The sequence below is a fragment of the Marivirga sp. genome (assembly GCF_051117495.1).
Lineage (GTDB): Bacteria > Bacteroidota > Bacteroidia > Cytophagales > Cyclobacteriaceae > Marivirga.
In genome coordinates this window covers 27,232-49,071 of record NZ_JBNPEF010000032.1, presented here as the reverse complement: position 1 = coordinate 49,071, position 21,840 = coordinate 27,232, and the positions used below count along the sequence as shown (strand labels likewise).

Below are 21,840 nucleotides of genomic sequence, written 5' to 3'. Positions count from 1 at the left end.
TATATGGAAAAATCAATGTTTTTTATAGGAATTTGCCCTCCTCATCCATTAGAAAAGCAAGTTCATGGAATAAAAGAGGAGTTTTATCAAAAACATGGAATTAAGGGAGCTTTTCGCTCAAAAGCACATATTACACTACAAATGCCTTTCAATTTGACCATTAATAAAGAGGAGAAATTCATATCAGAATTGATAAACCTTATAAAAGATCAAAAATCCTTTACAGTACACCTTAAGGATTTTGGATGTTTTGAACCAAGGGTCATTTTCATAAATGTAATTGAAAATACACCTCTTAATGACCTTCAAAAAACCATAGAAAAATATATGAAGCAATTTCAAGTATTTAATGGTACTCATAAACAAAATGGCTTTAATCCTCATATAACCATTGCATTTCGTGATTTGAAAAAACCTGTTTTTTACAAAATTTGGGATGATGTAAAAGACCGAACATTAGAAGAAAGCTTTTTAACCAAATCAATTACAGTTTTTAAACATAATGGAAAATCTTGGGATGTTTTCAAAGAAATTGAATTTGGTAATATCTAATAATTGGAGTTTTCATTTTGCTTCTTTACTTTAGTATTGAACTAAAGCCTTATTTTAAAATGAAGCAAAGAATCAGGATTTGGCTTCGGAATTTTTTTGGTTTTTCCAGAACTGAGACTAACGGATTTATTATTCTCATTTTTTTGATGATTATTGTTCTTGCAATGCCATTTGCTTCTCGTCTATTATACACTCAATACAACAAAAATTTACAATCTGATGAGGATAAAATTCAGCTAGAAGCATTATTAGCAGAACTCGAAAATTCAGTTGAGATAAATACTGCTCGTCATAAAGAAGAAACATATCATGTTTTTGACCTTAATAAATCTAATGTCCATCATTTGATAAATGCTGGATTCCCAGAATATCTTGCCGAAAGAATAGTGAAATACAGAGAAAAGGTAAAACCCTTTGAATCAAAATCAGAGCTTTTGAAAATCTACGGAATGGACAGCTCTTTCTATGAAAAAATTTATCCTTTTATACAGCTTACCATAATAAAGGCTAAACCCGAACAAAAATTCACAACTGATGCCAAGAAAAAAATTGTTAAAGAAGAGAATGAACAGACAAAAAATGCGTTTGAAAAAGTAAAGATCACAAGGTTAGACATTAATAAAGCAGATAGCACCCAATTACAAAAGATTTATGGCATAGGTCCTGCATTCTCAAAAAGGATTACCAAGTATAGAGATTATCTTGGGGGATTTCATTCCCTTGATCAACTTGAAGAGGTATATGGATTGAAGGAAGAAAATTTAGACTCATTGAAAAAACATGTCTTTATTAAAGACAAAATAAATCTTAAGCAACTAAAAGTTAACCGAATTGATGCAGATAGTTTAGTCCAACATCCGTATATTTCCTACAAAGAAGCAAATTTGATTATCAATTATAGGAATCAGCATGGTGAGTTCAAATCAAATAAAGATTTGCTTTCCATTAAAGTTTTGGATAGCGCTTGGGTAAAAAAAGTAAGCCCATACCTTGCTTTTGACTAGCTAAACCAACATCACATTTACAAAAAAGGTAATAATTTCCTAAATTGATTCCTTGCTAATTAATATTATATGCACGATATACTAAGGTATTATTTAAAACGGCTCACGAATCTCTCAGGCACTAATAGGTCTTTATTATTGCTGCGCTTGATTTCGGACCAAACCTTAGATCTACATGATTTCGATTTCTTGCTCAATAAAAGTTCATTTTCACTTATAGAAGATTTAATAGCCAGAAAGAAAAATATCCCACTATCTGCTATTTCCGATCCTAGGCTCGAAAAAAACAACATTATGAGCCGGAAAATGAAGAAATTAAAAAGAATTGAAAAATTCATTTATGATGAGAGAGGAGCGAAAGACCTTTATGTTGGCTGGCCTTTTGTAAGAGGTAAATTTCATGGGGGAACCTCAGTTCGTTGCCCGCTCATTTTTTTTCCGATTGAAGTAAAGGAGGTGAATGGTCAATGGGTAATGGAATTAAGAGAAGATGTAAACATTACTTTTAATAAATCATTCCTCCTTGCCTATGCCCATTATCACGGCATTAAAATTAGCGATGAATTAATTGAAAAAGTTTTTGAAATATATGACCCAGACAGCCGGGTTTTTAGGACTGATTTATATCAGATTTTTAAAGAAAGCCCTATAGAGATAAATTTCAACCAAGATAATTTCATGGATGTATTGCATCCATTTAAAGATTTTAAAAAAGCGGATTTTGAAACATATGAAAAAGAAGGTGAATTAAAGCTATATCCTGAAGCGGTTATAGGAATTTTCCCGCAAAGTGGTTCCTATTTAGTGCCAGATTATACTTACTTATTAGAAAAAGAACAAGAAGTCCAAGATATAGAAGAGTTTTTCTTAAGCAGAAATCCTGATAAACAAACAAAAGAACCATCAGATTATTCGCAACGCTATCGTTTTATTGAAAGCGTTAAAGAAGAGGAAACCTTCACCGTATTCCCAATGGATGCCTATCAAGAAAATGCATTAAAAGCGGTGAAAAAAGGGAACTCGCTTGTAGTGCAAGGGCCTCCAGGAACTGGAAAGTCCCAGTTGATCAGTAACTTAGTGACGGATTTTATTGCCAGAGGAAAACGTGTTTTAGTTGTTTGTCAAAAAAGAGCGGCTTTAGACGTTATTCATGAAAGAATGAAATCCATTGACATGCAACCATTTGTTGCATTGGTGCATGATTTCAAGAATGATCGAAAAGCTATCTTTGAACAAATCCAAAATCAAATTGACAGATTAGAAGAATATGAAGCCAAAAATAATGGCCTTGATTCTGTTCAAATTGAGAGAGAATTCCTAAAAGCCAGTAGGATTATTGACCAGATTGTAGAAGAAAAAGAAGAATATAGGTTAGCATTATTTGATGAAGCAGAATGTGGTATTTCCGCTAAAGAACTCTATTTAAATTGTGATTTTAATGATACTAAAATCAATTTAAAACAGATTCACCGTCATTTTCACAAAAAGCAAATTGAAGAATTCGCCAATAAATTGGTTCATTTCCAAACCTATGTGGATGATTTCAGCCAAGATGATTTTATATGGCAAGACCGGGTTAATTTCAAGGACTTTGATTTGAATGATAAATCAGAAATTGTCAACTTACTGGAAAAAATCCCTTCTTATTTTCAACAAACATCCGAAAAGTCGAAGAAATTGGTTGGCTCGCCCATGAGCTTGAAGGAATTTGAAGATGTAGTAGAGCATCAAGATAAATTAAATCAACTAGAGGAATTGCTAAATCCTAAGGCATATCAATATTTGGTACACATGTTCAACTATTCCGATGACAATACCAATGCGTTATGGTTAAGCAATGTGCAAAGAGTATTGAATGATTGTTATAAAGAGGGTGGAATTGAAAGTAGTTTAGAATCAAAAGATTTAGGAAATCTACAGAAAATCATCCAATTAAGAAGACAATCTCGAAAAAGACCAACAAAATGGATTCATTGGTTACTTTTTGCTAAAGAAAAGTACTTTTTGAAAAAGGTTTTGGTGGCCAATAGTCTTCCTGTCAATGGTTCAGGAGTAAAAGAGCTTGAAAAACGCCTTGATAATCGATTAAATTTTGAGCACAATATGACCAAGCTCAAAAAACAAACATGGTTAAAAGACATTCCTAAATCTAAAAACCAGATGGAATTAAACCATTGGTTCCAAGAGCAAACACAAGCCATAAAATCGAAAGAGATTATAAGCTCATTCACTAATTTCAAAGCATTTTCCTTAATTGAAGGAAAATCTTTATCAGAATTTTTAGAAAAAATTAAGGCAATTATTCAATTATCGGAAGATACAATCGAGGAAAAGAATAAATGGAAAAAATATCTGACCAGAACGCAAATTGACCAGCTGGAACAAGAAAGATTACCTGCTAGTTACATTAAAACATTTCAAAGACACTTTGATGAATTGGTACAATTCGACCAACTCTACGATAATCTAGAACACTATGAAAAAGAGGTAGTAAAATTACTTAATGAAAGTGACGTCACCATTACCCACAAAAATATTAAACCTATTTTCCTTAATAGTATATATTTGGAATGGATCAACCATATAGAAACAAAATATCCAATTCTAAGGGAAGTTTCCACAAGGAAATTTGATAAACAAACCGATGACCTTCAGTATGAAATAGGGAGTAAATTAAAATTAAGTAATGATATTCTCAATCTTAAAGTACGTGAGAGAACCTTTTCTAATGTAGAATATAACCGATTAAATAATCGGATTTCTTATAGAGACTTGAGTCATCAAGTTACCAAAAAGCGTCAAATATGGCCAATTAGGCGGGTTATTCAGGAGTTCCAAGAAGAATTATTTGATTTGATACCTTGCTGGATGGCAAGTCCAGAGTCCGTTTCTGCTATTTTCCCCATGGAAGAAATTTTCGATTTGGTGATATTTGATGAGGCTTCTCAATGTTTCGTAGAAAAAGGAATTCCGGCCATGTACAGAGGAAAGCAAGTAGTGGTAGCAGGTGATAACAAACAGCTAAGCCCAAATGATTTATATAAAGTAAGATGGGAAGAGGAGGAAGTGGATCATCCAGATTTGGAAATTGACTCGCTTCTGGATTTGGCCAATAAATATGTCATGAACTTGCAGTTAGCAGGACACTATAGAAGCAAGTCATTGGATTTAATAGAATTTTCCAACCGTCATTTCTATAAAAACCGTCTCCGTCTATTGCCTGATTTTCATTACATTAATAATGCTGATCCGGGAATTGACTACATTAAAGTTGACGGAGTCTGGGAACAAAATGCGAATGAAGTTGAAGCACTTAATGTAGTAGATCTCATTAAGGAATATCTAAAAAATGAGCCAGAAAAAGAAATTGGAGTAGTAACCTTTAATGCGCCACAACAAAGCCTTATTTGGGATATTTTAGAAGAGCAAATTGCCAAGGGAAATCTGACCCTGCCCGATAAATTCTTTGTTAAAAATATAGAAAATGTTCAAGGCGATGAAAAGGACATCATTATCTTCAGCACGGGATATGCTCCTGACAAATCAGGTAGATTAAGAATGCAATTTGGAAGTATCAATGCACCAAAAGGAGAAAACAGATTGAATGTGGCCATCACCAGGGCACGGGAGAAGATAATCATCATAAGTAGTCTTTACCCTGATCAGCTTAAAGTGGATGACACAAAAAATAATGGACCAAAATTATTGAAGTCTTATTTACAATATGCATTGGATGTATCCAAAAGCAACTTCAAGCCAAAACCAAAACCTGCTGATAATTTCCAAAGTAGTTGGTTCTTAAAATCAAAGGTGAAAGAAGAATTAGAGACTTCTGTTAAAAGCATTACAGTTAAAGAGGAATTGCCTTTCGCTGATTTAAGTTTTAAAGATCAAGAGCAATACAAAGGCTTATTGCTTTCAGATGACAATCTATTTTATGATAATCCTTCCGTAAAAGATATTTTTGCTTATACTCCATTTCTGTTGTCTAAAATGAACTGGCCCTACATTCAAATCAAAAGCCGTAACTTCTGGAACGATAAAGAAGAACTGATGGAAAGAGTAGTGCAGTTTGTGAAGAGGAATGATTAATATTAAATAAAGGCTTAGCACATGATGCATGAAAAAGAAAATTGCAGATTATGCAATACAATAAGTCCGATATTTCATATAGAATTAGATCGATACTATTTTAAATGCCCAACATGTAGTGCAATTTTTATTTCTAAGCAATTTTTACCAAACCAGAACAAAGAAATAGAACGATATGAAACACACAATAATGACATAAAGGATCCTGGATACCGAAAGTTTGTTTCTCCAATCACCCAAGCGATTTTGACTAGCTTTAATGAAAATCATCAAGGATTGGATTTTGGATCAGGGCCAGGCCCAGTCATCACCTCTATGCTTAGAGAAAAAGGATTTAATGTAGAGACCTATGATCCATTTTTTGATTATCGACCCGATGTTTTGAATAATACTTACGATTATATTGCATGCTGTGAAGTAGTAGAGCATTTCCATGACCCGATGATGGAATTCAAAAGATTACGTTCGCTCCTGAAACCAAAAGGAAAACTTCTTATTATGACGGATCTCTACAATGAAAAACAAAATTTTGATAATTGGTACTACAAAAATGATCTAACCCACGTTTTCTTCTATCAAAAATCAACATTCAAGTGGACCCAACATACTTTCAATTTTAAATCTATTCAGATAAAAGACCGACTCACGATTCTAAATTCATAAGCAACCACTTGATTTTTAAAAGTTTATATTTGATTTCATTAAATAAAATTGTATATTTTATGACACTAAACTTTTTCAATCATGGTTAAAAGCTATCAAGGAGCATTCATCAAAAAAGATAAAAAGGAAGATGAGCCAAAACATATATCGGTTGCGGATTATATGGCTACAAAACTCATTACTTTCAATGAGCACCAAACTATCTATGAGGCGATGGACACATTAATGAAAAAGAAAATTTCAGGTGGCCCTGTGGTAGATGAAGATAATAATTTAATTGGTGTGATATCAGAGGGTGATTGTTTAAAAGAAATTGTAAAAGGTAAATATAATAATTCACCCAAATTGCCAGGCTTGGTAAAAGATTATATGGCCACTAATATAATCCATATTGAACCCGAGACTAACATCTTCGAAGCTGCCAATATGTTCCTGAGAATGCGTTTTAGAAGATTCCCAGTTTTAAAGGAAGGGAAACTTGTAGGCCAAATAAGCCAGCGAGACATTATGAGGGCTGTTAGGGACAGCCAAGAAGTGAACTGGAAGCATTAAAAAAGCCGAAAATTTCTTCTCGGCTTTGTAAAATTTAAGTATGTACAAATATCCTATTCAGCTGCTAAAGCTTCCGCTCCAGCTGTAATTTCTAATATCTCTGTTGTAATTGCTGCTTGACGAGTTCTATTGTAAGTCAACCTCAATTCTTTCAATAGATCACCAGCATTCTCAGTTGCTTTATCCATAGCCGTCATTCTAGCTCCATGCTCAGATGCATTAGAATCTAAAAGTGCTTTAAACAATTGCGTTTTCAATGAAGTAGGAATTAATTCTTTCTCTATATAATCCCTTGATGGCTCATAAGAATAAGCATGATCAGTATCCGCTCCCTCTTCATCATTTGCTTTAGCTATGGGCAAGAATTGTTCTTGATTTAAAACCTGAGTCGCTGCATTTTTAAATTCATTATAAATGATTTCAACTTTATCATAAGTGCCCTTCTCGAACTCATCCATCACAAATTGTGCAGCTTCGCTTACATCATCAAAGTTTAATCTATTAAACAAATCAATGTAGTCAGCATTGTTAGGAAGCTTATTTCTCTTTAAGAAATCTGCAGCCTTCTTACCAATTGTCATAAAATGTAAATTATCATTTTCAACAATTGACTTGTATTCGCCCTCCATCAAGCTCTTTACTCTTCGTGTAACTGTACTGTTAAAAGCCCCACAAAGTCCTTTATCAGAAGTTACCAAAATCAATAAAACCTTTTCAATGGGTCTTTCCTTAGCATAAGGATTATTCATATCCTCCCCACTACCACTCACGTTTTGTAAAATAGCAGATAACTTTTGGGAATAAGGACGCATCATGGTGATTCTGTCCTGTGCGCGCTTCAACTTAGCAGCCGCCACCATTTTCATGGCTTTGGTGATTTGTTGAGTCGAAACAACTGAATTAATCCTATTTTTTACTTCCTTTAGATTTGCCATACAGCCTTATATCTATTTTGACCTTTAGTTAAAAAGGAAAATGTTAATCTTAAAATGTAGAAAGGAGCTTTTAAAAAGCTCCTCTAAATATTAGTATTTAGATGATAAATCGTCAGCTACTTTCTTTACAACTGCAATTAAATCATCATTGATTTTCCCTGCTTTGAATGCCTCAAGCGTTTCTTTTTCTTGATTCTCCATCATCATGGCAAATTCTTTTTCAAAAGCACGCACTTTATCAACAGGTACTTTATCCAAAAATCCTTTTGTAGATGCAATAATGATCGCTACTTGTTGCTCAACAGCAACAGGAGAATACTGACCTTGCTTCAAGATTTCCTGGTTACGCTTACCTCTTTCAATAACTTTCTTAGTAGCTGGGTCCAAATCAGAACCGAATTTAGAGAATGCCTCCAATTCACGGAACTGCGCTTGATCTAATTTTAAGGTACCTGATACCTTTTTCATTGATTTAATCTGAGCATTACCTCCCACACGAGATACAGAAATACCTACATTAATGGCTGGTCTGATACCAGAGTTAAATAAGTTAGTTTCCAAGAAAATCTGACCATCCGTAATCGAAATTACGTTTGTCGGAATATAAGCTGAAACGTCACCTGCTTGTGTTTCAATAATTGGAAGGGCTGTTAATGAACCACCACCTTTTACTTTTCCTTTTAATGAAGGAGGCAAGTCATTCATATCTTGAGCAATCGTATCGTCATTGATCACTTTTGCCGCTCTCTCCAATAAACGAGAGTGTAAGTAGAATACATCACCTGGGTATGCCTCACGACCTGGAGGTCTTCTTAATAGCAATGATACCTCACGATAAGCAACTGCTTGTTTTGATAAATCATCATAAACAACCAATCCCGGACGACCTGTATCTCTGAAGTACTCACCTATTGCAGCACCTGCGAAAGGAGCAAAGAACTGCAAAGGAGCTGGATCTGCTGCAGAAGCAGAAACAATAGTGGTATAAGCCATTGCACCAGCTTTTTCTAACTCAGCCACAATTTGTGCTACTGTAGATGCTTTTTGCCCGATGGCAACATATATACAATAAACTGGCTCACCAGCATCATAAAATTCTTTTTGATTGATAATGGCATCAATTGCCACAGCAGTTTTACCTGTCTGACGGTCACCAATAATCAATTCACGCTGCCCCCTTCCAACAGGGATCATGGCATCAATAGATTTAATACCTGTTTGCAAAGGCTCACTTACAGGCTCACGGAAAATTACACCAGGTGCTTTACGCTCTAAAGGCATATCAAAAAGCTCTCCTTCGATAGGGCCTTTACCATCAATTGGTTGACCTAATGTATCCACAACTCTACCTGCGATACCATCACCCACTTTAATGGAAGCAATTTTTCCTGTTCTTTTTACAGCGTCACCTTCTTTAATTCCTTGTGAACTACCGAATAATACAGCTCCAACATTATCTTCTTCCAAGTTCAAAACCAATGCCTGTAAGCCGTTTTCAAACTCTAACAACTCACCTGATTGAGCTTGTGTTAAGCCGTAAATGCGTGCCACACCATCACCAACTTGAAGGACGGTACCAACTTCTTCTAATTCAGCTTCTGTTTTGAAGCCTGAAAGTTGTTCTCTTAATATTGCTGAAACCTCGTCTGGTCTAACCTCTGCCATTATTCTGTTATTATAGGTTAATTAATATTTTAAATCTGCTTGATATATTGATTATGGGTTAATTCCCTTTTTAAATCATTTAGTTTGCTTTGAATGGTTTCGTCTATTTGCTTATCACCCACACGGATCAAAAAGCCACCAACCAAAGCTTCATCAACTTTTTCATTTAACTCAACTTCCTTACCGGAAATCTCCTTTACAATTTTTATCACCTCTGAACGTAAACTATCATCTAATTTGAAAGTAGTAGTTACCTCAGCTGTAATGATCCCTTTGTGCTCATTATAAAGCTGCTTGAAAACTTTTGCCATTTCCGGCAAAACAGACTCTCTATGCTTTCTTGACACAATATCAAAAAATAAAGAAGTCATTTCTTGTACTTTGTCCTTAAATACTGCTCGTATTATAGCAGCCTTTTTCACGCTTTCCAAAATAGGATTATTAAGCATAAGGACAAACTCTCTGTTTTCCTTGCAGACTTTAGATAAAAGTTCCATATCCGACTTGATATCTTCTAGTTGATTTTTTTCAACTGCAAGATCAATTAAAGATTTGGAATACCGGGATGCAATTCTATATTCTGACATTTGATCAGATTAATTGAGTTTTAAATCTTTCATAAAATCTTCAGCTAAAGCTTTTTGTGCTTTATCATCAGATAGGTTTTTACGTAGAAGCTTTTCTGCAATCTCTAATGATAGCTCCGCAACTTTAGTCGTCACTTCTTTTAAAGCAGCATTTTTCTCTACTTCAATAGCATTTTTAGCATCAGAAATCATTTTATCTGCTTGTTTAGCAGCATCAGATTTAGCTTCTTCTTTTATTTTACTAGCAATGTCAGTTGCTTCCTTTAAAAGCTTATCTCTCTCCAATCTTGCTTCTTGCAATAACTTTTGGTTATCAGCCTGTAGTTTTGCCATTTCTTCTTTAGCATTTTCAGCTGACTGCAAAGCGTCTGCAATACTGCCTTCTCTTGCTTTCAAAGAGTTTAGAATGGGTTTCCAAGCAAACTTCGATAATAAAAACAAGAGAACAAGGAAAATGAGGAGCTGCATGAAAAACAAGCCCGGAGAAAAGTCATTTATTAATTGTTCCATTTCTTTATTTGATTAATTTAAGTTTTTAAAAACGCTATTTGCAGCCTAGCGCATACAAATAGCGTTGATTCTTTTCGGATTAAATCATCCAGCAAGGATCAAAGCACCAAATGCTAATCCTTCTAATAATGCACCGATGATAATCATAGCGGTTTGAATTTTACCAGAAGCCTCAGGTTGTCTAGCAATACCTTCCATTGCTTTTCCACCAATTTGGCCTAGTCCGATACCAGCACCGATTACGATTAATCCTGCTCCAATTAAATTGTACATGATAGTTGATTTATATTAAATTAAACAAAAATACACTTTTAATGATGCTCCTCTACTGCCATACCTATGAACAATGCCGACAGCATTGTAAAGATATAAGCTTGAAGAAAAGCGACTAATAATTCAATTAGGGTAATAAAAAATGCTAATCCAAAAGAAATACTTGAAGAAGCAACTATACCAAATTGTGAACGCATCGTTATTATTAATGCTATTAAACTCATTACTACAACGTGACCTGCTGTAATGTTTGCAAACAAACGAATTAATAATGCAAATGGCTTGGTGAACATTCCTAACACCTCAATTGGCATTAAAATAATTTTCATTGGGATTGGAACACCAGGCATCCAAAAAATATGCTTCCAATAATCTTTGTTACCACTAAACTGAGTAACAAAGAAAGTAATTAAAGCCAACCCTACAGTTACCGCAATATTACCTGTGACGTTGAAACCTAATGGCGTTAAGCCCAATAAGTTCAAAATCCAGATATAAAAGAATACAGTTAGTAGATAAGGAATAAATTTCTCATACTTAGGGCCAATGTTAGGTCTTGCAATTTCATCTCTCACATAGATCACTAAAGGCTCCAGGATTCGTCCAATTCCTTTAGGGATTGATCTTTTATTGTAACCCTTGGCTAATGAAATAAATCCTAAGAACATTAATAATGAGGTAAGTAACATCCCAACCACATTTTTTGTAATTGAGATATCTAAAGGCTTAGCATTAGTGGCATGACCTTCTTCATCTAAATTGATTTCCCCATCAGCATTAGTTTCGTAAACTTTACCGTGATATAGTGCGAAATATTTACCATTCGATTCAGCTACTTTATGCCCATAATCAAATTTACCTGATGAGAACACATGCAAACCATCGGACCATAAAATAACTGGTAAATGAAACCCTATATGTGATCCAGTTTTACCATTTGTCCAAAAAGTAAAATCGTGAGAATCTTGCAAGTGGTGCTGAATATACTCATTTATCTCCTCTTTGGTGTCTATTTGACCGCCTTCTTCTGAACCTCCTGCAACCGCCAATAACGAATTAACGTTAATAAGCGATATTAAAAGTGCGAACAACAAAGTGTTTCTCATTATAGTTGGATTGATCATTCTACTATTTACGATAGCCTTAATTTGGGGGCAAAGGTAATCAATTTCTTAATAAACATAATTTTTTTATTAAGTTTTTTAGCCCTCGGATTTTGATTCATTGTCAACTGCATTCATTAGTCTTCCGCAATAGATTGCTTCGAATACTAAAAACATGAAAAAAGGGATAACAATTGATATCCTCTCCAAAAAATTCATGGGAGAATCTGCAAAGAGTGTGTCTTTAAAGACTAAAACAAATAATCCTATTTTTACAAAAACACTAGCCAAATAAAAGTAACCAACTTGATCTGGTAATCTTTTGCTTAAAAGCTCGACAGACAAAACAATTACTATGTAAGCAAGAAAATGAAATAGATATATAGCATTGATGGAGTAGGACAATGTTTCTTCTATAGACTCAAGATACCATTTTTGAGTGAAAAATATAGCAGTAGCCAAACCTAACATTAAAATTGTGAAGGCTAAAAGTCTTTTAAGCATTGATTCTATTCTTGTGATTTGATGACTTCTCTTATGACCACAAATATTGAAAGGAAAACTGCCAAAAGCGTGATGATTTTTGTAAAAATATCAGAACCGCTTTCGGCAACTTTATCAACATACTTACCTAGTAAATTACCTAGATAAATTGTAACAGCCATTTGTATAGCTAAACCAGAGAATTTGATGTAATTATTAAACTGCTTTGGCTTTTTCAATTTTAGGGTTTGATTGTCCGTTAGCAGTTTCATCTCCTATTTTAATGGTTTTATTGGTAACGCCCATTTTACATTCTCCATTAAAAGTTGCTCCTGATTCTACGATCAACTTATTAGTAATGATATCTCCATGCACTACTGCAGAAGGCTTCAAAACCAATAATTCCGTGATCTCCACTACTCCTTTAACTTCTCCTTCAATCTCGGCATTTTGTGATAAAACATTGCCTTCAATATGAGAAGTATTACCTAAGACTAATTTTGATTTAGTTTTGATATTACCAATTACCTTCCCATCAATTCTGATATTTCCGAAAGTCTCTAAATCTCCGTTAATCGTAGTTCCTTTACCGATTGTATTACTAGAACTTGTGATATCCTGTGCCATTTGTATTTTATCTTGCTTGTTATTAAACATCTCCGTTTCCTTTTCCTATTATATTAAAAAGTAATAAATTCTTCCGGATCCACCGGATTTCCATTATACCATATTTCTAAATGAACATGTGGCCCTGTAGTTAGTTCCCCAGAATTACCAATAATGGAGATTACTTCACCTGCATTCACAAAATTACCAACTTTTTTCAATAATGCCGAATTATGTCTGATTACTGAAATTAAATTTGCTCTATGTTGAACCGCTATCACATAACCTCCATCTTGCGTCCATGACGATAATATAACGGTTCCATCCGCAATAGATTTTACAGGTTCATTTGTTTTTGCCACTATATCTATTCCATAATGGTCAATGCTCATATCATAAGGTGAGCTCACTATTCCTTGAATTGGTGGAAAAAAGAAAATATCCTTTAATTCCTCTGAATAATTATTGCTTGAATAGCTCGTGAGACTAAAGTCCTGTTCTTCAAACTCTTGTCTGATAATGGAGTCCCCAACATCCATCTTTTGAGGGTTGAAATCTTTGTTGAGATCCTCTGTATTAACTTGATCTGGCTCTCTGTAAGTTTCCCCATCCGGAACATCACCCTGTAAAATTGTTTGCAAATTCCCAATAAAACGGTCTTGAGCCCTCAATCTCGATTTCAAGGAATCCATCTCCATGGTCAACGACAATAGTTTTTGATTATATTCCATGGTAGTGTGCCTTGGGTCAAACCATTGTGCCAATAAAGATTGGGATAAATATAATGCCCCAATAAAAATTATAACAAAAGATAATAAACTAATAACTGCTACCTTTGCATAAGTAAAGTTAAAGGTAGATACTTCAGCCAAGTTTTCTTCGTTTCTTACCACCATTTGATATCTTGTGGTAAGCCAATTGGACATTGTCTTTCTTATTCGCAACTTTGTTTTTTTATTATTTAATGCAAAAATACATATTATCAACGACTCTCAATACTTTTCTTATATGAATCGCTTATTTTAGTCGTTTGAAAACTACAGTGAGTAACAATATCAAAAAATATCGAAACCTAGTTTTAGGCTTATTTTTAACAATAACAGGCTGCACACCTGAAAATTCGGGCTTAGTTGGCTATAGTTACCATAATATTACCGCCAAATACAACGCTTATTTCATTGCAAACGAAAAACTCCAAGAGGTATTACTGGAAATCGAAGAAGCTCATCAAAACAATTTTAACAGAGTATTGAAGGTTAAAGCCCCTATTGATACCAATATTGTTAATGCCAATAAAGAAAAAGTAGAAGATATTATTAAAAAAGCATCAATCGCCATTCAAAGACATAAAGTAAGCAAATGGGTTGACGACAGTTATATTTTGGTGGGAATTGCCAGAATGCTAAATCAAGAATATGAAGAATCCATCGAGACTTTAAAGTATGTAAATGTCAACAGTAAAGACGATCAAACAAAATATTTGGCACTTACTCACCTTGTTAGAACATTTACAGAATATGGGGAATTAAATAATGCCTTAGCAGTAATTGATTATTTAAATAGACAAAAATTATCCAAATCAAATAAGCGAAAACTATATCTCAATGCGGCCCATTACTATCAAATTTCAAATGACCCAAATAATGTAATAAAATATTTAAGTGCCGCCATCAAACTGATGTCAAAAGGGCCGGAAAAAGCCAAAATGCACTTTATTTTGGGGCAACTCTATCAAAAATCGAAATTAGATGCTGTGGCTTATGACAATTATAGCGAGGTCTTAAACAACAGACCTACATATGAATTGTCATTTTACGCCCGGTTAAATATGGCCCAAGTAACCGAACTTTCTAAGGGCGAGGATATTAAAAAGATCAGAAAATATTTCGAGCAGTTGCTTAAAGACGGCAAAAACGTGGAATTTAGAGATAAGATTTATTACGAAATGGGCGAGTTTGAATTAAAACAAGGGAATATATCAGAAGCAATCCCATTTTATAAATCATCAATCGAAAATAGTGTTGATAATCAAAGACAAAAATCCTTTTCCTATCACAAATTGGGCTTATTGTATTTTGACGAACTAAAAAAATACCCTTTAGCAAAAGCATATTATGATAGTGCTTATAAAATTATGCCCGAAGATGAAAGTATTTATCAAGAAGTTGCCACAAGGCAGTCCGTGCTTACTGATTTTATAAAGCAAATTAATACAATTGAAGTGAATGACTCCTTGGTAAGCCTGGCCAAAATGGACAGCAGTTCTCTAAATGATATATTCTTGGCTGAAAGGAATGAAAGAATTGAAAAGGAAAAAGAAGAAGAAAGAAAGCGCCAAAGAGCTGAAAGAAATCAGGCAGCAAACAATAAGACAACTGCATTCGAGCAGGGGCCAAATATCCAAACCAATACTGCCCCGGGTGGTGGCTTCTATTTCTATGACCAATCTACAGTAGCTCAAGGTAGAAATACTTTTAAAAGGACTTGGGGCAATCGATCATTACAAGATAATTGGAGAATAAAAAGAACACAAGTATTTGAAGAGGATAGCTCTAATGAAGAAGAAAGCTCGCCAAAAAATACTCAAGCCGACATGGGGGAAGATCTGTCAGAAGAGGACCTGATCGCACAAGAAAGAGAAAAGTTTTTTAATTCCATTCCATTTGAAGAAGAGCAACAAGAAAAGCTATTAAATGAAATGGAAGTGGCTTATTATAAATTAGGTAATATTTACAATTTTGATTTACAAGAAAAAAAAGATGCTATAGAAACTTATGAAACACTCTTAAGTCGGTTTCCAAATACAGAGTACCGAGCTGAACTTCTTTATTTGTTATATATATATTATGAAGATAAAGAAGAAGAAAAAGCCAAGACTTTTGCAGATGAATTATTGGAAAAATTTCCTGACACCATTTTTGCTAAGCTAATTGAAAACCCTAATTATCAGGAAGAAAGTAATTTGGCTAGCGCTAAAGTGAAAGTAATTTATGAAAAGGCCTACCGTCTATATCAAAATGAAAATTTTAAAGAAGCTACCGCAGAAATCAATGAAGGCTTAAACAATTATCCGGAAAATGATTACGAAGATAATTTAAAACTTTTAGAAGCATTAATTACTGGAATAACAGACGGGAAAAATCCTTATAAATTCAAATTACAGCGTTTCATGGAAAATTATCCTGAAAGTGAATTATACAGCTTTGCCAAAAGCCTTTTAGCAGCTATTGACAATCTCGATAAAAAACAACAACAAAAAGAGCAAATTAAATACATTCCATTTTTTGATCAGGCTCATTATTTTGTCGTTTTATATGAAAAAAACAAAGCCTTGGCTGGTGTACTTCCGCAGGAAATAGAGGATTTCGGAAATAAATTCTTCCCAGAACAAGAATTAAAATCTGGAAACCTTGTTTTTAACGATGACTATTCAATGATACTTTTAAGCGAATTTGAAGGAAAAGACATTGCAGAGGCATTTTTTAAGAAATTTAATAGTGATTTATCACCATTAAAAAATTTCAAAAGCTTAAATTTTAGTAATTTTATAATCTCAAAAGATAATTTTCAAATCTTTTATCAAGCAAAAGTCCCGGAAAGTTATACGGAATTTTTCAATTTAAATTATCAAGTAACTCCTTAGGATTATTTAAGATTTGAATACCAATACATGAGTTCAATTAATATGAAAAAATCAAAGATATTTAAAGCCGTAGTGGCAATGTGGGCTGTTTTTATTTTGGCCATCATTAGTTTTGCGCTATTTATTTACAGCATTAGCATCAATCTTAATGGTTGGTATGGTGAACTACCCGGACTAAAATCCTTAGAAAACCCCAAAAGTGATTTATCCTCCATTTTATACTTTGCCGACAATAAGGAAATGGGGAAATATTATCGTTTCAACAGAAGTCAAATAACTTTTGATGAACTATCGCCAAATGTGGTGAATGCGCTAATTGCCACAGAGGATATTCGTTTTACTGAACATTCAGGAATAGACCTTAGAGGTTTAGGTAGAGTGTTCTTCAAATCTATTTTAATGTTCGATAAAAGTGCTGGAGGGGGAAGTACGATTTCTCAGCAATTGGCTAAAATACTGTTTCGTACACGAAGCGATTTATCAAATGGGAGTCTCAATGATGTGCCTATTTTAGGGTTGGTGATTGCCAAAATGAAAGAGTGGATTGTTGCAGTGGAATTAGAAAGATCGTACACCAAGAAAGAAATCATTGCGATGTATCTTAATACATTTGAATTCGGCAGCAACGCCTTTGGGATCAAAACTGCATCCAAAACGTTCTTTAATACTACCCCTGATCAGCTTACAATTCCTGAGGCAGCAGTTCTAGTAGGCCTATGTAAAAACCCAAACCTTTACAGCCCGGTTTATCAGCCTGAAAATGCATTTCAAAGAAGAAATACTGTATTGAATCAAATGAGAAAATATGGTTATATAGATGATGTGGCCTATGACTCAATATCATCTAATCCGATCGAGTTAGATTACGATGTGGAAAACCACAATGACGGACTTGCTACTTATTTCCGAGGAGTTATTTTATGGGATTTATTGGCTTGGAGTAAAGCAAATGGATATGATCTTTATGAGGATGGTTTAAGAATTTACACCACAATCGACAGCAGAATGCAAAAATATGCCGAAGAAGCTGTAGAGGAACATATGAAGTTTCAACAAGAGTTGTTTGATGAGCACTGGGAAGGTAAGGCGCCTTGGCGTGATGAATCCGGGAGAGAAATAAAAGACTTTGTGAAAAATGAAGCCAAAAAAACCCAAGCATACAAATATTGGAAAGATGAATTCGGAGGTGATGAAAAGAAAATATTCAAAAAACTAAATGAACCCAGACCTATGAAAGTATTCAGCTGGGATGGTGAAATTGATACGGTCTTAAGCACCATGGATTCTATTCGTTATTTCAAACAATTCCTTCATGCAGGATTCATGGCCATGAACCCCAATAACGGTCATATTAAAGCTTGGGTAGGTGGAATTAACTATAAATATTTCAAATATGACCATGTAAAACAGGGAAGAAGACAACCTGGGTCCACCTTTAAACCACTAGTTTATGCAGCTGCTATAGATAATGGGTATTCCCCTTGCTATCAAATAGAAGATGTGCCCGTTACATTTGAGGTTCCTGGCGACCCGCCTACTTGGACTCCTTCAAACTCAAATGGCAAGTTTTCCGGTGACACCATGACCTTAAGACAAGCCATGGCTAGATCACTAAATTCAGGCACTGCCTACGTAATGAAAAAAATAGGGCCTCAAACTGTAGTGAATTATGCTAAAAGATTAGGTATCGAAAGTCCATTGGCCGCTGTTCCATCTTTGTGTTTGGGAACTTCAGATGTTTCTATTTATGAACTAATTGGTGCCTACAGTACTTTTGTGAATGAAGGCTTTTATACTAAACCATTCTACATTGAAAGAATTGAAGATAAAAATGGAAAAGTTTTAAAACAATTTGTTCCTAAAACTGGGGAGGCATTAAGTTCTGAAACTGCTTATGCTATGCTACATATGCTAAAAGGTTCTACCGAAATTGAAGGTGGTACTGCATTAGGACTTGATAAAGAATTGAGAGAAGAAAATGAAATAGGAGCTAAAACAGGTACCACTCAAAATTATTCAGATGGTTGGTTCGTTGGCGTCACTAAAGATTTAGCTGCCGGTGCTTGGGTAGGAGGAGATGATAGAAGCATACACTTCAGAAATATTGGGCTAGGTCAAGGAGCTAGAATGGCTATGCCAATATGGGAAAAATTTATGACGAAAGTCTATGCAGATGAAGAGTTAGCCGTAAGCAAAGGAGAATTTAAGAAACCATCTAATCTTTCCATTGAACTGGACTGTGAGCAGTATATGATGCAACAAAACAATGTCACTGATTCTACAGAACAAATTCAAAAACTGGATGTTGATGGCATACAATAAAAAATTGTGAAATGTACGATGCGGTTTTCCTTAAGCCTCAGGATTTAAATGAATTACCAAAATTACCTGGAGTTTATAAATTTCATAACTCGTCAGGCGATATAATTTATGTTGGAAAAGCAAAAAGTCTAAAAAACAGAGTTACAAGTTATTTTAATAAATCAGCCAATCACAATAGAAAAACTATCAGATTGGTTCGGGAAATTGAAAAAATTGAAATAGCCATTGTCAATTCAGAATTTGATGCTCTTTTACTCGAAAATTCTTTAATAAAAGAATTACAACCTAAATACAACATCCTCTTAAAGGATGATAAATCTTTCCCCTATTTGTGCATTACAAATGAGCCCTTCCCAAGGATTATATCGACTCGTAAGAGGTTAGCTAGGAATGGAACTTATTTTGGCCCATATGCTAGTGTGAGGGCTATGAATAATGTTTTGGAATTAATTCGTAAGTTATATACAATTAGAACATGTAAGCTTAACCTCACGGATCAAAATATTAAAGCTGGCAAATTTAAAGTCTGCCTAGAATATCATATTGGCAATTGCAAAGGGCCATGCGAAGGATTGCAAAATCATAATAACTACCAGAAGGATATTGACCAAGCGGCTGAAATCCTAAAAGGAAATCTAAATATCCCAAAGCAACACTTCAAAGAAAATATGCAAAAGGCGGCTGAAGATTTAGACTTTGAAAAGGCACAGAAATTTAAGGAAAAGTTTGAGCTGCTTGAAAAATTTCACAGTAAATCTCTGGTTGTTAATCCTCGTCTTACAGACATAGATGTATGTACTGTCATTTCAGAAGACAAATATGCCTTTGTCAATTATATGAGAGTGAAAAATGGCAGTATTAATGTTACGAAAACCATTGAATTAAAGAAGAAGCTTGACGAAACCGACCAGGAGTTACTCTTACTCGCTCTGATTGATCTTAGAAAGCTATATGAAAGTGGTACCAATGAAATACTCACCAATATCAATATTGAAAATTTACCGGAAAATTTTCATTTTATAAAGCCTCAAATAGGTGATAAGAAGAAATTAGTGGAATTGAGTTTAAAGAATGCCCTATTCTTCAAAAAAGAAAAGCTCAATCAAAATGAGTCCAGCAAAATAAAAGAGTTAAGGGTTTTAAAGCAATTGCAAAATGACCTAAGACTAAAGGAACTCCCTATTAAAATTGAATGCTTTGATAATTCCAACATGCAGGGTACCAATCCGACTGCTTCAATGGTTCATTTTAAAAATGGGCGTCCAAAAAAGAGTGAATATAGACATTATCATGTTAAAACGGTTATTGGCCCAGATGACTTTGCATCAATGACGGAAATCGTAGGGAGAAGGTACAGAAGACTGATAGATGAACAACAAGAACTGCCAAACTTGATAGTAATTGATGGGGGTAAAGGACAATTGAGTGCTGCGGTTAAAGCATTAAATGACTTGAATTTATATGGAAAAATTCCAATAATAGGTATTGCGAAAAGACTGGAAGAAATATACTTTCCAGAGGACCCTTACCCAGTTCATATAAGTAAGAAAAGTGAGTCTTTAAAATTACTTCAGAGACTGAGAGATGAAGCGCATCGCTTTGCGATTACTTTCCACAGACAAATCAGAAGTAAAAATAGTTTTACTAGTGAACTAGAAGGAATAGAAGGAATTGGGGAAAATACAATTGATCAATTACTAAATCATTTCAAATCTGTCAAAAAGATTAAAGAAGCCTCTTTTGAAAATTTGAGTAAGGTTGTTGGCAATGCTAAGGCTGAACAAATTATTAATGCTTTTACTTAGAGACTATGAACCTTTTACACGAACAAAGATTATACATACTGATATTGAGTACCAAACAGTATATTTTTGTGTGGATAATTATTAGATTCTATTTAAATGAAAAAAGGAAGGTCGAGACCTTCCTTTTCTTATAAGTTTTTAATGTCAAATTAGTATGACCACAATTCGTGTTCTTTCTCCATTAATTCATATTCTAACCATTGAGAGGCCATAATCCCCTGCTTTGGTGATTCTGAATAGGTATCAATGATAAAGTTATCATCAGGATTGGCAACCTTTATAATTCTTGCATTGAATAGTCTCAAAGCAAAAGCATCCGCCAAGTTTTTATGTTCGGCACTATTTTGAGGATTAAACCAAATCATCTGATCTGGATTGCTTCTGAACAAATCGATCAAATCCAAATATTTGAAAACACCTACAGTTCTCTCAACCCCAGAAGTAAATTCACTAGCTGGAATAATAATTTTAATTGCTTGAATATCCCAATGAGTAACTGACCGCTTTCTGTCGAAAATCATGTCCTCAACAATTTCTAGCGTTGTCATCTGTCTTACAGTGAATTGAGTAGATACTTCAGTAGCAGCACTTTCCTCTTCATCAGCTGCGGTATCATCAGCTGTATCGCCCCAGCCATCATCACTACCCCAGCCATCTCCACCGGAATCTCCCCAACCATCATCAGTACCCATATTCATATCCTTTAATCGAGGATCTTCAAGTTTTTCTAAGAATTCTTCCTTAGTCATTCTATTCACCATGGAATCTCCTTTATAAATTGGGAGTATTCCTGCTTTAGCAGCATTTACAATGTGTTTGGTGATTTCATTATTTGAAGCAAAAAAAGGTTTATTTTGCTTTTCTCTTAAGTCCATTCTTCTCCAAACACGCTTTTTGTACATAATATCATCCTCATGAATAGGATAAACCGAATTCGGATTATACCCATCATTGGCTGATTCTTGTGCTCTTGATGGTTGAACAAAAACCATCAAAGCAACTCCAAATGTTAATATCACAAACTTTTTCATAACCTGTTAATTTC

The 21,840-nt window shown here is 34.3% G+C and carries 19 protein-coding genes; 8 read left to right on the top strand and 11 right to left on the bottom strand.

What is annotated here, in order from left to right; genetic code table 11:
* The first annotated feature begins 3 nt into the window (after positions 1–3).
* The 5 genes from ACFE0M_RS16660 (at position 4) to ACFE0M_RS16640 (ending at position 6,863) form a co-directional block, all read left to right on the top strand.
* A complete protein-coding gene (locus ACFE0M_RS16660) occupies positions 4–552 on the top strand; it encodes a 2'-5' RNA ligase family protein (protein WP_434546923.1) in 549 nt (182 codons plus the stop codon).
* A 59-nt stretch (positions 553–611) separates the two neighbouring features.
* Positions 612–1,556: a helix-hairpin-helix domain-containing protein gene (locus ACFE0M_RS16655; RefSeq protein ID WP_434546922.1), complete on the top strand. Its 945-nt coding sequence runs from the start codon at positions 612–614 to the stop codon at positions 1,554–1,556.
* A gap of 69 nt (positions 1,557–1,625) precedes the next feature.
* Complete coding sequence (locus ACFE0M_RS16650; RefSeq protein WP_434546921.1) at positions 1,626–5,648, top strand: AAA domain-containing protein; 4,023 nt, start codon at positions 1,626–1,628, stop codon at positions 5,646–5,648.
* 21 nt (positions 5,649–5,669) lie between these two features.
* Entirely contained in the window at positions 5,670–6,311 is a 642-nt protein-coding gene (locus ACFE0M_RS16645; protein ID WP_434546920.1) for a class I SAM-dependent methyltransferase, read from the top strand.
* 81 nt (positions 6,312–6,392) lie between these two features.
* Positions 6,393–6,863 carry a CBS domain-containing protein gene (locus ACFE0M_RS16640; protein ID WP_434546919.1) on the top strand — a complete coding sequence of 157 codons (471 nt, stop codon included), beginning with the start codon at positions 6,393–6,395 and terminating at the stop codon, positions 6,861–6,863.
* Between the two features lie 53 nt (positions 6,864–6,916).
* Here the strand turns inward: ACFE0M_RS16640 and atpG are convergent, their stop codons facing one another.
* From atpG to ACFE0M_RS16590, 10 genes are all read right to left on the bottom strand, one after another.
* On the bottom strand, positions 6,917–7,798 hold the full coding sequence (atpG, locus tag ACFE0M_RS16635; protein ID WP_434546918.1) for an ATP synthase F1 subunit gamma: 882 nt from the start codon (positions 7,796–7,798) through the stop codon (positions 6,917–6,919).
* A 90-nt stretch (positions 7,799–7,888) separates the two neighbouring features.
* Entirely contained in the window at positions 7,889–9,463 is a 1,575-nt protein-coding gene (gene atpA, locus ACFE0M_RS16630; RefSeq protein WP_434546917.1) for a F0F1 ATP synthase subunit alpha, read from the bottom strand.
* A gap of 29 nt (positions 9,464–9,492) precedes the next feature.
* Positions 9,493–10,050, bottom strand: a complete 558-nt coding sequence (gene atpH, locus ACFE0M_RS16625) for an ATP synthase F1 subunit delta (protein WP_434546916.1) — start codon at positions 10,048–10,050, stop codon at positions 9,493–9,495.
* Between the two features lie 9 nt (positions 10,051–10,059).
* A complete protein-coding gene (locus ACFE0M_RS16620) occupies positions 10,060–10,560 on the bottom strand; it encodes a F0F1 ATP synthase subunit B (protein WP_434546915.1) in 501 nt (166 codons plus the stop codon).
* 84 nt (positions 10,561–10,644) lie between these two features.
* Positions 10,645–10,833 carry an ATP synthase F0 subunit C gene (gene atpE, locus ACFE0M_RS16615; RefSeq protein ID WP_085516136.1) on the bottom strand — a complete coding sequence of 63 codons (189 nt, stop codon included), beginning with the start codon at positions 10,831–10,833 and terminating at the stop codon, positions 10,645–10,647.
* A gap of 38 nt (positions 10,834–10,871) precedes the next feature.
* Positions 10,872–11,939, bottom strand: a complete 1,068-nt coding sequence (atpB, locus tag ACFE0M_RS16610; protein WP_434546914.1) for a F0F1 ATP synthase subunit A — start codon at positions 11,937–11,939, stop codon at positions 10,872–10,874.
* Positions 11,940–12,035: 96 nt separating this feature from the next.
* Complete coding sequence (locus tag ACFE0M_RS16605) at positions 12,036–12,440, bottom strand: DUF6168 family protein (RefSeq protein WP_434546913.1); 405 nt, start codon at positions 12,438–12,440, stop codon at positions 12,036–12,038.
* Positions 12,441–12,445: 5 nt separating this feature from the next.
* Entirely contained in the window at positions 12,446–12,658 is a 213-nt protein-coding gene (locus ACFE0M_RS16600; protein ID WP_434546912.1) for an AtpZ/AtpI family protein, read from the bottom strand.
* On the bottom strand, positions 12,636–13,076 hold the full coding sequence (locus ACFE0M_RS16595; protein WP_434546911.1) for a bactofilin family protein: 441 nt from the start codon (positions 13,074–13,076) through the stop codon (positions 12,636–12,638). Before ACFE0M_RS16595 ends, ACFE0M_RS16600 begins: the two co-directional genes overlap by 23 nt.
* Positions 13,077–13,099: 23 nt before the next feature.
* Positions 13,100–13,951: a M23 family metallopeptidase gene (locus ACFE0M_RS16590; protein WP_434546910.1), complete on the bottom strand. Its 852-nt coding sequence runs from the start codon at positions 13,949–13,951 to the stop codon at positions 13,100–13,102.
* 116 nt (positions 13,952–14,067) lie between these two features.
* Between ACFE0M_RS16590 and ACFE0M_RS16585 the strand changes: the two genes are divergently transcribed.
* Genes ACFE0M_RS16585 through uvrC form a run of 3 tightly spaced genes read left to right on the top strand, consistent with a single transcriptional unit; the run spans position 14,068 to position 20,795 of the window.
* Positions 14,068–16,668: a tetratricopeptide repeat protein gene (locus ACFE0M_RS16585; protein ID WP_434546909.1), complete on the top strand. Its 2,601-nt coding sequence runs from the start codon at positions 14,068–14,070 to the stop codon at positions 16,666–16,668.
* A gap of 42 nt (positions 16,669–16,710) precedes the next feature.
* Entirely contained in the window at positions 16,711–18,990 is a 2,280-nt protein-coding gene (locus tag ACFE0M_RS16580) for a penicillin-binding protein 1A (RefSeq protein WP_434546908.1), read from the top strand.
* Positions 18,991–19,001: 11 nt separating this feature from the next.
* The gene (gene uvrC / locus ACFE0M_RS16575; RefSeq protein WP_434546907.1) at positions 19,002–20,795 is read left to right on the top strand and encodes an excinuclease ABC subunit UvrC; all 1,794 of its coding nucleotides are present in this window, start codon (positions 19,002–19,004) and stop codon (positions 20,793–20,795) included.
* Positions 20,796–20,944: 149 nt separating this feature from the next.
* Here uvrC and gldN read toward each other — a convergent pair whose 3' ends face one another.
* A complete protein-coding gene (gene gldN, locus ACFE0M_RS16570) occupies positions 20,945–21,826 on the bottom strand; it encodes a gliding motility protein GldN (RefSeq protein ID WP_434546906.1) in 882 nt (293 codons plus the stop codon).
* Positions 21,827–21,840: the final 14 nt, after the last annotated feature.